The organism is Mesorhizobium sp. M1027 (genome assembly GCF_040318745.1).
Taxonomy (GTDB): domain Bacteria; phylum Pseudomonadota; class Alphaproteobacteria; order Rhizobiales; family Rhizobiaceae; genus Mesorhizobium.
This window is the reverse complement of the sequence record NZ_JAMYMW010000007.1, coordinates 256,164-268,524: the sequence shown is the minus strand read 5'-3', so window position 1 is coordinate 268,524 and position 12,361 is coordinate 256,164. Positions and strand designations below refer to the sequence as shown.

The following is a 12,361-nucleotide window of genomic DNA, read 5'->3' as shown; positions in this document are numbered from 1 at the left end:
GCGCAAGATAAAGCCAACGTCGCCAACTGGTCAAATTATTTATCCAATTCGCCGGGGCCGGGTCCGTTTGATTGCCGCGGCGCCATATCATCTTCAGCTAAATTGGGCGTTTGCGTCCTCTGGCGATTGCCTCTAGAGGGACCTCATTGCCAAAGGGCTCAGGGAAGCCCGGGGGACCAGCCGTGCCAGACGCCGACCCGTCCAACCTCGAATTCCAGCTGCGCGCCAAAGCCGTGGGCGGCAGCGTCATGGGCTTTCCGGCGCATGAAGGTCGGCCGGGCGCCCTCGGCGAGGTCCACGCCCGGCCGCATCCGCTGGTCGAAAAGCCGCGCGTGCTGGTGCAGCTTTCCTTCATGACCGAAGCTGGATCCGGCGTCGATCAGGCCGTGCTTTCCGAATTGTCGCGACGCCTTGGCATCGCCGCGCCCGACCCCCACGCCCGCCACCACGCGATGAAATGGGGCAAGGGCTCGCTGCGCTGGGAACGGCACACGGAGTTCTCGACCTACCTCTGGGAAGGACCGCTCGCCGAAAACGGCAGAGGGCAAGAAGACACACCCTTCGGCAACGGGTTTTCACCGCCGGGCACGGTGATTTCCGGCATCAGGCTGGAAATCCGCAAATGGACGCCGGCGAACGAAAAACTGATCGCCGGCTTTGACCCGACCAGCCTGTGCTACTCGCTGGTCGAGCGCGGCAACGCGGCCATCGTCACCGATTTCCGCCAGGATGGCGACGGCTTGACCCGCATGCTGATGCTCGACCGCGGCCTGACCCCGGCCCGCACCGGGGCACTTTCACAGCGGCTGATCGACATCGAGACCTACCGCACGCTGGCCATGCTTGGGTTGCCGCTGGCGCTGACGCTGTCCGGTCGCGCCCGCCGCATCGAAGACAGGCTGGCTCAGACCACCTTGGAAATGAAGGTCGCCGAGACCCGCGACAGCCAGACGCTACTTGCCGACTTGACCGAACTGGCTGCCGAGCTGGAGGCGGATGCCGCTTCCAGCCTCTACCGCTTCGGCGCCAGCCGCGCCTATGACGGCATCGTGCGCGAACGGCTGGAGGCGCTCGACGAAGAGGCGGTGCCCGGCTATGACACCTGGGGCGGTTTTCTGCAGCGCCGCGTGGCGCCGGCGATGCGTACCTGCCGTTCGGTCGAGGAGCGTCAGGCCAACCTGTCGACGAAGCTCACCCGTGCCACCACGCTGCTGCGCACCTGGGTCGACGTCGAGGTCGAAAAGCAGAACCGCGATCTTTTGGCTTCGATGAACAATCGTGCCCGCCTGCAATTGCGGCTGCAGCAGACGGTGGAGGGGCTCTCGGTCGCCGCCGTCTCCTACTATGTCGTCGGCCTCATCGGCTACGTCGCCAAGGGCGCCTCGGTCTTCGGCCACGCCTTTGCGCCGGAAATGGTCACCGCCGCCTCGGTGCCGCTCGCCGTCGTGCTCGTCTGGTGGGGCGTGCGCCGCGTCCGCCGCATGCACTCCGAACCAGGCAAGCAGCCCGGCGAGTAGTGAAGGGCAGAGCGGCAGATTGCCGCTGCGGAAGGCTGTCCCGGCCATAGGCCTCCCATCCCGGCCAAAGCGGCATTTGCAACCGACTGCCGTCGCTGGTAAAAGATTTTTACCAGTCGGTCGAAGGAGGCTGTCGATGTCCGGTCTTGCCATGCCGAAACCAGACGACGCCACGCTGCGCCGGCGCGATGAGATCGTCGCCGATATGCGCATCATCGTGCCGGGCGAGGGCGTCGTCGACGCCGCCAATGCCATGCGCGCCTTCGAGAGCGACGGGCTCACCGCCTACCGGCAATTGCCGCTCGTCGTGGTGCTGCCGCAGACCGTGGCGCAGGTCTCGCGCGTGCTGAAATATTGCAGCGATCGCAACATCCGCGTCGTGCCGCGCGGCTCCGGCACCTCGCTGTCCGGCGGCGCGCTGCCGCTGGAAGACGCGGTGCTGCTGGTGATGAGCCGCTTCAACCGGATCCTCGAGATCGATTTTCAGAACCGCGTCGTCGTCGCCCAGCCCGGCGTCACCAATCTCGGCATCACCACCGCCGTCGAGCAGGAGGGCTTCTATTACGCCCCCGATCCATCCTCACAGATCGCCTGCTCGATCGGCGGCAATGTCGCGGAGAATTCCGGCGGCGTGCACTGCCTGAAATACGGTCTCACCGCCAACAATGTGCTCGGCATCGAGATGGTGCTGATGAATGGCGAGGTGGTGCGCCTCGGCGGCAGCCATCTCGACGCGGAAGGCTACGACCTGCTTGGCGTGATGACCGGCTCCGAAGGACTGCTCGGCGTCGTCACCGAGGTCACCGTGCGCATCCTGAAGAAGCCGGAGACGGCGCGTGCCCTGCTGATCGGCTTCCCGACCAGCGAGCAGGCCGGCCAATGCGTCGCCGACATCATCGGCGCCGGCATCATCCCGGGCGGCATGGAGATGATGGACCGTCCGGCCATCCACGCCGCAGAGGATTTCGTCCAGGCCGGCTATCCCCTGGATGTCGAGGCGCTGCTGATCGTCGAACTCGACGGGCCGGGTGTCGAGGTCGATCACCTGATCGGCCTGGTCGAAGCCATCGCCTATAGGAACGGCTCGACCACATGCCGCATTTCGCAATCGGAGCAGGAGCGGCTGAGTTTCTGGGCCGGCCGCAAGGCGGCTTTCCCGGCGGTCGGCCGCATCTCGCCCGACTATTACTGCATGGACGGCACCATACCGCGCAAGGAACTGCCGCGCGTGCTCGCCGGCATGCGCGAACTGTCGGAGAAATACGGGCTCGGCGTCGCCAATGTCTTCCACGCCGGCGACGGCAATCTGCACCCGCTCATCCTCTATGACGCCAACGTGCCGGGCGAACTCGGCAAGGCGGAAAGCTTCGGCGCCGACATATTGCGGCTCTGCGTCAAGGTCGGCGGCGTGCTGACCGGCGAGCACGGGGTCGGCGTCGAGAAGCGCGACCTGATGCCGGAAATGTTCAACCAGATCGACCTCGACCAGCAGATGCGCGTCAAATGCGCGTTCGACCCCAACCATCTGCTCAACCCGGGCAAGGTGTTTCCTCAGCTGAGGCGATGCGCCGAACTCGGGCGGATGCACGTGCATCGCCGGCAAGTGGCGTTTCCGGACATTCCGAGGTTTTGAGGGTATGTTGGCGCTTGGACACCCCCCTCTGTCCTGCCGGACATCTCCCCCGCAAGGGGGGAGATTGGCTGCTTCAACGTCCTGCTCGCCTTTAAGCGTTGATGGTTGGCGAAAGCCTAAGCGACATCCGATCTCCCCCCTTGCGGGGGAGATGTCCGGCAGGACAGAGGGGGGTGGGAAGGATCGCGGCCTCTCGTCATTTACGACTGGTGGTTCTGCCGCATGACCACCTTCACCCCGACCACATCAGCGGAAACCCACTCCGCCGTCGCTTGGGCAGCGGCGGAAGACTCGCCGCTCGAAATCATCGGCCATGGTTCCAAGCGCGGCATCGGCCGGCCGCAGCAGAGCGAGCATACGCTCGACCTTTCCAAACTCTCCGGCGTCATGCTCTACGAGCCGGCCGAGCTGGTGCTGTCGGCGAAGGCCGGGACGCCGCTGGCCGAGATCGAAAGCCTGCTTGCCGAAAACGGCCAGCAACTGGCCTTCGAACCGATGGATTACGGCCCGCTGCTCGGCGGCGAGCCGGGACGAGGCACCATCGGCGGCGTGCTTGCCGCGAACCTTTCCGGCCCGCGCCGGCTGAAGGCCGGTGCTGCGCGCGACCACATTCTCGGCATATCTGCCGTTTCCGGGCGCGGCGAGGCCTTCAAGTCCGGCGGCCGCGTGGTCAAGAACGTCACGGGCTATGATCTGTCCAAGCTGATGGCCAACAGCTGGGGCACCCTGGCGGTGTTCACCGACGTCACTTTCAAGGTGCTGCCTGCCGCCGAGACCGAAGTCACGCTCGCCATCCGCGGCCTGCTCGACGATCATGCCGCCGCCGCCATGGCGCTGGCGCTCGGTTCCAGCGCGGAGGTGTCGAGCGCTGCCCATCTTCCCGAACGGGTCGCAGCTAGGGTTGCTGACGGCAGTCTCGGCAGCGATGCGGCGACGCTGCTGCGCATCGAGGGCTTCGGCCCGTCGGTCGCCTACCGCATTGCCGCGCTGAAAGACCTGCTGAAAGACGCTGGGCCGCTGCAGGAGATTTCCGGTTCGGTCTCGTATTCGGTCTGGCGCGACATCCGCGACTGCGCGCCGTTCGCCGATGGCGGCGAAAGGCCTGTGTGGCGCGTCTCGATGGCGCCGTCACAGGGCCACCAGATGGTGCTGGCGCTGCGCATGCAGGCCGCGGTCGATGCCTTCTACGATTGGCAGGGCGGGCTGATCTGGCTGCGCATGCAGCAGGACGATCCCGAGGCCGGCCTGTTGCGCGGCCTCATCAGAAGACATGGTGGCGGCCATGCGACGCTGGTGCGCGCAACCCCCTCGCACCGCGCTGCCGTTCCCGTGTTCGAACCGCAAGCGCCGCAACTGGCAGCACTGTCGGCCCGGCTGAAGGCCGAATTCGATCCGAAGAACATCCTCAATCCCGGCCGTATGGCGCCGGGCGCAGCCTCTGCTACTCTCGCCGCGGCAACCCAGGGAGGAGCACAATGAGCGATCCAGGCCAAAACGGTACGTCACGCCAGACCGACCGCTGGCTGGAGCCCGGCCCGACCAACGCGCTGGTCATCTACATCCTCTATCTCGCCAGCCTTGTCATCGGCGTCAGCGGCATTGTCGGTATCGTCCTGGCCTATATCAACCGCGGCAAGGCCGGCGGCTTCGTCGAGAGCCATTACACATTCCTGATCCGCACCTTCTGGATCGGCCTGCTCTATGCACTGATCTCGGCGCTGCTGATGATCGTGGTCATCGGTGTCGTGCTGATTTTCGCCGTCGCCGTCTGGTTCATCGCCCGCTGCATTCTCGGCCTGCAGGCGCTGCAGCGCGGCGAAGCGGTCAAGAACCCGGAAAGCTGGTTTCTGGGATTATGAGCGTGATCCCCAAAAGCGGGTACCGGTTTTGGGAAAAGATCATGCTCAAACGGTAAGGATTTGTTTACGTGCAGACCAATTTCTCAGCTGCCCAGCTCGCCGATCCGCATGTCGCGGAATCGGAGAAGATCCTGCGCAAATGCGTGCATTGCGGCTTCTGCACGGCCACCTGCCCGACCTATGTGACACTCGGCAACGAGCTGGATTCGCCGCGCGGCCGGATTTACCTGATCAAGGACATGCTGGAAAACGGACGTCCGGCCGACAAGGAGATCGTCACCCATATCGACCGCTGCCTGTCCTGCCTCGCCTGCATGACCACCTGCCCGTCGGGCGTTAACTACATGCATCTGGTTGATCACGCCCGCGCCCACATCGAGGAGACCTACAAACGTCCGCTGGCCGATCGTCTGACCCGCGCCATGCTGGCCTTCGTGCTGCCTTATCCCTCGCGTTTCCGCGCGGCGCTCAAGCTGGCGAAGCTCGGCCAGCCATTCGCCGGCCTGTTTGAGAAAATCCAGGCCTTGAGGCCTCTGGGCGCCATGCTCAAGCTCGCACCCGCGTCGGTCCCGGCAGTCTCGCCGATGGCCTCGCCGGGCGTCCATGCGGGGCAGGGCCCGAAGAAAAATGGCCGCGTCGCCATCCTCACCGGCTGCGCTCAATCCGTACTCGATCCCGGTATCAACGACACGGCGATTTCGCTGCTGACCCGGCTTGGCGTCGAGGTCGTGGTGCCTGAGGGCGAGGGCTGCTGCGGCGCGCTTGTGCATCACATGGGCCGCGAGGCGGCTGCCCTGGCGTCGGCCAGGCAGAATGTCGATGCCTGGACGCGCGCCATCGAGCAAGGCGGGCTCGATGCCATCGTCATCACCGCATCCGGCTGCGGCACCACGATCAAGGATTATGGCTTCATGCTGCGCCTCGATCCGGCCTATGCGGACAGGGCGGCGCGGGTGTCGGCGCTGGCCAGGGACATCACGGAGTATCTGGCAAGCCTCGACCTGCCCGAGCCGGTGGTTAAGCCGGGCACCGTCGTCGCCTATCACTCGGCCTGCTCGATGCAGCACGGCCAGAAGATCACCCGCCAGCCGAAGGAGCTTCTGGCCAAAGCCGGGTTCGTCGTGCGCGAGCCGCGCGAAGGGCATCTCTGCTGCGGTTCTGCCGGCACCTACAACATCCTGCAGCCCGGCATTTCGGCAACGCTACGCGACCGCAAGGTCAGGAATATCGAGGCGACCGGTGCCGAAATCGTCGCCACCGGCAATATCGGCTGCATCACCCAGATCGCTTCTGCCGCGAAGCTGCCGGTGGTGCATACGATAAAGCTGCTCGACTGGGCCTATGGCGGCGAGCCGCCAAAATTGGTTTGATTGCTGCGCACCCGCCGATGAGACTGCCGAGATGCCCAACCCAAAGTCCGAAGAGATTGGAACCGTCGTTCGGCTGCTGTCGGACAGATCGCCGGCGACGTTCCAGGCCAGCTATGGCGAATGCCAGACAATCATCGCTCGTCATCTCAAGGATGGGTCCGAATTCCTGTTTGCGCTCATAAAGGCAGCGGTAGAAGCCGACGTCCAGCAAGACAATCTGATTATCGACGCCGTTTCGTTTCTCGACGACGCGCATTTGGCTCGTCTGGCATTTTTCCTGCAAGAGGAAGTGAAACGCGGAATAGACGTGGAGGATCTGCTGGCTCACGTCGCCTTGCAGGCGCCGGAATTGTTTCCAGACAGTACTTTGGGCGACATTCCCGATTTCGCAGACTGGCTGACGCATGATGATCCTCGTTCGCCGCCGGCATGTCATCATTTCAGCTTTGAGGAAGGCGCTCCGAGCGACATGTCTTTTCCGACGCATCGCAATCATCCTACCTGGCATCTGCCGGCGACTGGCAGGCCACTTACGGTCGGCGGCGAAGGATCGGCAGTGTGCCCGACCTGTCGAGAGCGACTGATACATCTGATTACGCTGGACGATCTTGGGAGTGAGCTGACGATGCCGCTTCCCAGACTCCGTATCGAGACCTGTGCGAATTCTCTCGAATCGACTTATTATTCCCACGACGCTGCCGGTGTGCCGACGCCGATCGCGCCTCTGCATTCGCCCTACATTGAGAGGCCTGCAAAAGCCGCCGAGAAAAGAACTGTTCGGTTGGCACCGACCCCTAAACGGTGGCTCAGGCAGTCGTACGGGATAAGCAATTCAAGGCAAAACCTGTTTCGGCTTGGTGGGCTGCCGTCATGGATTCAGGGACCGCAGTTTCCAGTCGTTCCCGGAACGGACCGGGAAATGAAATTTCTTCTTCAGTTCGATTCACTCGCCGGTTTCTTCTGGGGCAGCGGCGGCGTGCTCTACGTCTTCTGGGATGACGAGTCCCGGATCACCTGCCATGTGCCGCAATACACGTGACGAAAGCGCCTACTCCGCCGCCAGCCGGTCTGCCGTGCCGTAGGTGGCCTGGTAGCGGGCGCGCTGGCGGCTGAGCGCTACCATCGTGTTGCGCAGCAGGATCGCCACCGTGATCGGGCCGACCCCGCCCGGCACCGGCGTGATCCAGGAGGCGACTTCCTTGACGCTTTCGGTGTCGACGTCGCCAACGATGCGGCTTTCGCCGTCCGGCCCGATCTCCGAATTGATGCCGATGTCGATCACGGCAGCGCCGGGCTTCACCATGTCGGCCTTGATCAGCCGCGGCCGGCCCACGGCGACGAACAGCGCGTCGGCGCGGCGTGCGTGTGCCGCCACCGAACGCGTCATGTGGTGACAGACGGTCACCGTCGCGCCTTCGCTCATCAAAAGGAAGGCGATCGGCTTGCCGACGATCTCGGAATGGCCGACGACCACCACCTCGAGCCCCTTGAGGTCGAGGCCGGTTTCCCTGAGCAGTTCGACCGAAGCGGCGGCGGTGCAGGGCGCCAGGTCGAGCTGGTTGTAGACGATGTTGCCGATCGAGGCCGGATGCATGCCCTCGACATCCTTGAGCGGATGCACCGCCGCCTGCAGCGTCTTGATCGGAATGTGCACCGGCACCGGCCGCTGGATGATGATGCCGGTGACGCGCGGGTCGGCGTTAAGCCCGTGGATTGCCGCTTCCAGCTCGCCGGCGGTGATGTCGGCGCGAAAGCGCCTTTCCTCGAAGCCGATGCCGGCAAGCCCGGCCTTGGCGCGCTGGTTGCGGACATAGACGTCGACCGCCGCCGTGTCGCCGACGGTGATCGACACCAGCTTGGGCGGAAAGCCTTCGGCGGTGGCGATCGCCGCGTCCTCGCGCACGCCGGCGATGATGCGTTGGGCAACCGGGCCGCCCCTGAGATAGCGGCTGTCGTCGGAGAGGGTCATCGAGATAGGGCCTTTGTCTGGAACTTTAGCCGCCACATAGCAAAGCAACCGCGAACAGGCAGTGCGAAAAACGAACCGCCATGCCGGTCGCGCGACGTGCCGGCGAAATCTTCCCGTCAATTCTTGCAGGCGTTGGCGGAAACAAAAAGGGCAGCACGGCTTGCCGCGCTGCCCTTTCGTGACTGGCCGCATCCCCACACGGCCCGTCCCCCGTTATTCAATACTCCCGAGGCTTCTGAGCAGAATCATCGGTGAGGTCAACCGCAGATTACATCACTACAACCGTCGTGCCAACATTGACCCGCTCGTAAAGGTCGACCACGTCCTCGTTGCGCATGCGGATGCAGCCCGACGACACCGCGCCGCCGATCGTCCAGGGCTGATTGGTGCCGTGGATACGGTACTCGGTCGAGCCGAGATAGAGCGCGCGTGCGCCGAGCGGGTTTTCCATGCCGCCGGCGAGATAGGTCGGCAGATAACGGCCCTTGGCGGCCTCGCGGGCGATCATCACCGCCGGCGGCCGCCAGTCCGGCCAGACGCGCTTGTTGGTGATCTTGTGGGTGCCGGACCATTCGAAGCCCGGCTTGCCGGTGCCGACGCCATAACGCCGCGCCTTGCCGTTCTTCCCGACCAGATAGAGGAAATTCTCTCGCGTATCGATGACGATCGTGCCCGGCTTCTGCGGGCCGTCATAGGCGACTTCCTGCGGCAGATAGATCGGGTCGATCTGCGGCCGCATGATCATGCGCTTGGCCGGTGCCTGCACCGCTGCGGTGCGCAGCTGATCGGGTTCGGCCTGGCGCCGATAGCGCCGTTGCGGCTGCGCCTCTTGCCGGCTCTGCCGCACGATGCCCGGCGCATGGCCGAGCTGCAGCACCCAGGGCGCCGAAAGGTCGGGGCTGACCACCACCGGCGGCCTCTCGGCATAGCGGTCGTTGGCATTCGCGGCACCGGCGGCAAGAACGGCGGCGGCGCCGAACAGTGGGAACAAGAATATCTTCATCGCAACGCACCTTGATCGTCGAACATGCCGGGGTGCAAAGCCTCCCCGATTTCGCCGACATTGGGCGCGAAGCGGCAACCGAAACATGAATCGGAATGCGTAAAATGCCGATCTGTCAGTAAAGCTTTTGGTGTGGTTACCGCCCGGTTCAGGAATCTGGTAAAGCCGCGGTAAAGGCCGCGTCAAAACGCGTTAACGCCAGGACACGAACGGAATTCCGCGATGGATGAAAAGACAGGTCTGCTTGCCGGTCCCGACGGCATCGCCCGCTGCTTCTGGCATGGCAATCTGCCGGATTACCTGCACTACCACGACCACGAATGGGGCCGGCCGGTCGCCGACGACCGCCGGCTGTTCGAGAAGATCTGCCTCGAAGGTTTTCAGTCGGGCCTGTCCTGGCTGACTATTTTGCGCAAGCGCGACAATTTTCGCGAGGCCTTCGCCGGCTTCGATGTCGACAAGATCGCCGCCTTCACCGACGCCGATGTCGAGCGCCTGCTCGGCAATGCCGGCATCATCCGCCATCGCGGCAAGATCGTGTCGACCATCAACAACGCCAGATGCGCCCGCGAGCTCATCGACGAGGCCGGCTCGCTGGCGGCATGGTTCTGGAAGTTCGAGCCAGGACCGGACGAGCGGCCCGAGATCGTCGATCTCGCCCATCTGCGCGCCAATCCGACGACGGCGGTCTCGGTCCGTATTTCGAAGGATCTGAAGAAGCGCGGCTGGAGCTTTGTCGGTCCGACCACCGTCTACGCCTTCATGCAGGCGATGGGGCTGGTCAACGACCATCTCGAGGGCTGCGTCTGCCGCGAGCCGGTCGAGGCGGAGCGGAAAGCCTTCAAGCGGCCGAAGTGAGCGCCCCTTGCCTTCTCCCACAGTGGGAGAAGGAAGATGCTGTCAGACGCCGCGGATGCCGGCCAGGAAAAGCCCGGCGAGGATGGCCGCCAGCGCGGCGAACACGGGATAGATCACCAGCAGGCCGGTCATCAGAACATCGCGCATGGTCGGCCCGTTGCGCTGTTGCGCCGCGATCTCGAACGGTCCTGCGATTTGCTTCGTCGCCTTCGGCGCATGATTGTCGGCCGGCCGCAGCCGGACCGAGACGTCGTGTGCGCCGCTATCGATGATGTCGAACTTCTGTAGCGTGGCCATGGGCCCGAACCCCTTGTTTCGGCGCGCTTATCGGCCGGGATTGTGTCGGCACGATGCCGCGCGCGTGGCGCAATTGTTTCAGCTCTGACTTTCTTCTCCGCGGCGAGCTGAGAGCGAAGAAGTGCAAACCCTTGCCTTCTCCCGATGGCATCGGTAGGACACGCCGACCCGAAATTAGTCACCGATTACTTAGCAAAGTACCCATCCCATGGCCGACAAATCCGAAAAGATGAAAGCGCGGCTGCCGCGCGGCTTTGTCGACCGCGGCGCCGACGACCTGCGCGCTGTCGAGAAGATGATGGCGACGATCCGCTCGGTCTTCGAGCTCTACGGTTTCGAGCCGGTCGACCAGCCGCTCATCGAATACACCGATGCGCTTGGAAAGTTCCTGCCCGACCAGGACCGGCCGAACGAGGGCGTGTTCTCGTTCCAGGACGACGACGACCAGTGGCTGTCGCTGCGCTACGACCTGACTGCGCCGATGGCGCGCTTCGTCGCCGAGAATTTCGAGCGCCTGCCGAAACCCTATCGCAGTTACCGCTCCGGCTGGGTGTTCCGCAACGAAAAGCCCGGCCCCGGTCGCTTTCGCCAGTTCATGCAGTTCGACGCCGATACCGTGGGCACCCCGGGCGTTGCGGCCGATGCCGAGATGGCGATGATGATGGCGGACGTGATGGAGGCGCTGGGCATCAAGCGCGGCGACTACGTCATCCGTGTCAACAACCGAAAAGTGCTCGACGGCGTGCTGGAGGCGATCGGCCTCGGCGGTGACGAAAATGCCGGGCGCCGGCTGACGGTGCTGCGGGCCATCGACAAGCTGGACAAGCTTGGAGTCGAGGGCGTGCGCCTGCTTTTGGGCGCCGGGCGCAAGGACGAGAGCGGTGATTTCACCAAAGGCGCCGGGCTGGACAATACGCAAATCGACGTTGTCATCAGCTATTTCACAGTCATGGCGCAGCATGATCCCGAAAAAATTGTCCAGACACTGGCATCCATCAACCCCGGTCTCAGCAATCTTATCGAGGAAAGGAAACTCGAACATCTGGGCATCACGAACGCCTCGTTTGTTGAGGGTCTTGCAGAGTTGGAGCAGATAAGAACCATGGTCGCACAAAGCGGCTACGGTGAGGATCGCATCCGCATCGACCCGTCTGTCGTGCGTGGCCTCGAATATTACACCGGCCCGGTCTACGAGGCCGAGCTGCTGGCCGAGATCCCCAATGAGGACGGCCAGATCGTGCGCTTCGGTTCGGTTGGCGGCGGCGGCCGTTATGACGGTCTCGTCTCGCGCTTCCGTGGCGAGCCGGTGCCGGCGACGGGTTTTTCCATCGGCGTCTCACGGCTGATGACGGCGCTGAAGAACCTGGGCAAGCTCGATAGTTCCGATGTCATCGCGCCGGTCGTCGTGCTCACCATGGACAAGGATACGGAAAGCCTCGGCCGCTACCAGAAGATGGTGGCCGAGCTGCGCGCCGCCGGTATCCGCTCGGAAATGTATCTCGGCGGCGCAGGCATGAAGGCGCAGCTGAAATACGCCGACCGTCGCGGCAGCCCGGTCGCCGTCATCCAGGGCGGCGACGAGCGCGCCAAGGGCGAGGTGCAGATCAAGGACCTGATCGAGGGCGCCCGCATGTCGGCCGAGATCGCCGATAACGCCGAATGGCGCGCCGCACGGCCGGCGCAGGTGACGGTGGCGGAGAGTGAGCTGGTTGCCGAAGTGAAGAAGATACTTGCGGCGCAGGCGGCTGACCGCGCGAAGGGTGGCGCGTGAACACCCCCCTCTGGCCTGCCGGCCATCTCCCCCGCAAGGGGGGAGATTGGATGTCGCGCCTGCTTTCGCCAATCTCCGGCGTTG

Annotated in this window: 11 protein-coding genes; 8 read left to right on the top strand and 3 right to left on the bottom strand. The window is 64.2% G+C overall.

The genetic code is table 11. The annotated features are described in order from the left end of the window. Positions 1 to 182: 182 nt before the first annotated feature. The 6 genes from NKH50_RS15940 (at position 183) to NKH50_RS15915 (ending at position 7,418) form a co-directional block, all read left to right on the top strand. The gene (locus NKH50_RS15940) at positions 183 to 1,517 is read left to right on the top strand and encodes a DUF3422 family protein (protein WP_352879747.1); all 1,335 of its coding nucleotides are present in this window, start codon (positions 183 to 185) and stop codon (positions 1,515 to 1,517) included. A gap of 136 nt (positions 1,518 to 1,653) precedes the next feature. After that, on the top strand, positions 1,654 to 3,150 hold the full coding sequence (locus NKH50_RS15935; protein ID WP_352879745.1) for an FAD-linked oxidase C-terminal domain-containing protein: 1,497 nt from the start codon (positions 1,654 to 1,656) through the stop codon (positions 3,148 to 3,150). Positions 3,151 to 3,372: 222 nt separating this feature from the next. Next, complete coding sequence (locus NKH50_RS15930; protein WP_352879743.1) at positions 3,373 to 4,629, top strand: FAD-binding protein; 1,257 nt, start codon at positions 3,373 to 3,375, stop codon at positions 4,627 to 4,629. Then, positions 4,626 to 5,009 (top strand): DUF4870 family protein, encoded by a 384-nt coding sequence (locus tag NKH50_RS15925; protein ID WP_352879741.1) that lies wholly within the window; start codon positions 4,626 to 4,628, stop codon positions 5,007 to 5,009. The genes NKH50_RS15930 and NKH50_RS15925 overlap by 4 nt, the downstream gene beginning before the upstream one ends. A 68-nt stretch (positions 5,010 to 5,077) precedes the next feature. Further along, on the top strand, positions 5,078 to 6,379 hold the full coding sequence (glcF, locus tag NKH50_RS15920) for a glycolate oxidase subunit GlcF (protein ID WP_352879739.1): 1,302 nt from the start codon (positions 5,078 to 5,080) through the stop codon (positions 6,377 to 6,379). Then, a complete protein-coding gene (locus NKH50_RS15915; protein WP_352879737.1) occupies positions 6,351 to 7,418 on the top strand; it encodes a hypothetical protein in 1,068 nt (355 codons plus the stop codon). The genes glcF and NKH50_RS15915 overlap by 29 nt, the downstream gene beginning before the upstream one ends. A gap of 9 nt (positions 7,419 to 7,427) precedes the next feature. On the opposite strand, the gene NKH50_RS15910 is transcribed toward NKH50_RS15915, so the two are convergent. Then, positions 7,428 to 8,348: a bifunctional 5,10-methylenetetrahydrofolate dehydrogenase/5,10-methenyltetrahydrofolate cyclohydrolase gene (locus tag NKH50_RS15910; RefSeq protein ID WP_352879735.1), complete on the bottom strand. Its 921-nt coding sequence runs from the start codon at positions 8,346 to 8,348 to the stop codon at positions 7,428 to 7,430. A 268-nt stretch (positions 8,349 to 8,616) separates the two neighbouring features. Further along, positions 8,617 to 9,351, bottom strand: coding sequence for a L,D-transpeptidase (locus NKH50_RS15905; RefSeq protein WP_352879733.1), 735 nt, complete (start codon positions 9,349 to 9,351; stop codon positions 8,617 to 8,619). 222 nt (positions 9,352 to 9,573) lie between these two features. On the opposite strand from NKH50_RS15905, the gene NKH50_RS15900 reads away from it, so the two are divergent. Continuing rightward, positions 9,574 to 10,209 (top strand): DNA-3-methyladenine glycosylase I, encoded by a 636-nt coding sequence (locus NKH50_RS15900; RefSeq protein WP_352879731.1) that lies wholly within the window; start codon positions 9,574 to 9,576, stop codon positions 10,207 to 10,209. Positions 10,210 to 10,251: 42 nt separating this feature from the next. Here NKH50_RS15900 and NKH50_RS15895 read toward each other — a convergent pair whose 3' ends face one another. Then, positions 10,252 to 10,506, bottom strand: coding sequence for a hypothetical protein (locus NKH50_RS15895; RefSeq protein ID WP_352740845.1), 255 nt, complete (start codon positions 10,504 to 10,506; stop codon positions 10,252 to 10,254). Positions 10,507 to 10,714: 208 nt separating this feature from the next. On the opposite strand from NKH50_RS15895, the gene hisS reads away from it, so the two are divergent. Then, the gene (gene hisS / locus NKH50_RS15890) at positions 10,715 to 12,277 is read left to right on the top strand and encodes a histidine--tRNA ligase (RefSeq protein ID WP_352778347.1); all 1,563 of its coding nucleotides are present in this window, start codon (positions 10,715 to 10,717) and stop codon (positions 12,275 to 12,277) included. The last annotated feature ends 84 nt before the right edge of the window (positions 12,278 to 12,361 follow it).

Excerpts from the sequence above, each read along its gene's own strand:
- NKH50_RS15935 (WP_352879745.1), top strand. The coding sequence starts at position 1,654 with ATGTCCGGTCTTGCCATGCCGAAACCAGACGACGCCACGCTGCGCCGG.
- NKH50_RS15930 (WP_352879743.1), top strand. The coding sequence starts at position 3,373 with ATGACCACCTTCACCCCGACCACATCAGCGGAAACCCACTCCGCCGTC.
- NKH50_RS15925 (WP_352879741.1), top strand. The coding sequence starts at position 4,626 with ATGAGCGATCCAGGCCAAAACGGTACGTCACGCCAGACCGACCGCTGG.
- NKH50_RS15915 (WP_352879737.1), top strand. The coding sequence starts at position 6,351 with ATGGCGGCGAGCCGCCAAAATTGGTTTGATTGCTGCGCACCCGCCGAT.
- NKH50_RS15910 (WP_352879735.1), bottom strand. The coding sequence starts at position 8,348 with ATGACCCTCTCCGACGACAGCCGCTATCTCAGGGGCGGCCCGGTTGCC.
- NKH50_RS15905 (WP_352879733.1), bottom strand. The coding sequence starts at position 9,351 with ATGAAGATATTCTTGTTCCCACTGTTCGGCGCCGCCGCCGTTCTTGCC.
- NKH50_RS15900 (WP_352879731.1), top strand. The coding sequence starts at position 9,574 with ATGGATGAAAAGACAGGTCTGCTTGCCGGTCCCGACGGCATCGCCCGC.
- NKH50_RS15895 (WP_352740845.1), bottom strand. The coding sequence starts at position 10,506 with ATGGCCACGCTACAGAAGTTCGACATCATCGATAGCGGCGCACACGAC.
- hisS (WP_352778347.1), top strand. The coding sequence starts at position 10,715 with ATGGCCGACAAATCCGAAAAGATGAAAGCGCGGCTGCCGCGCGGCTTT.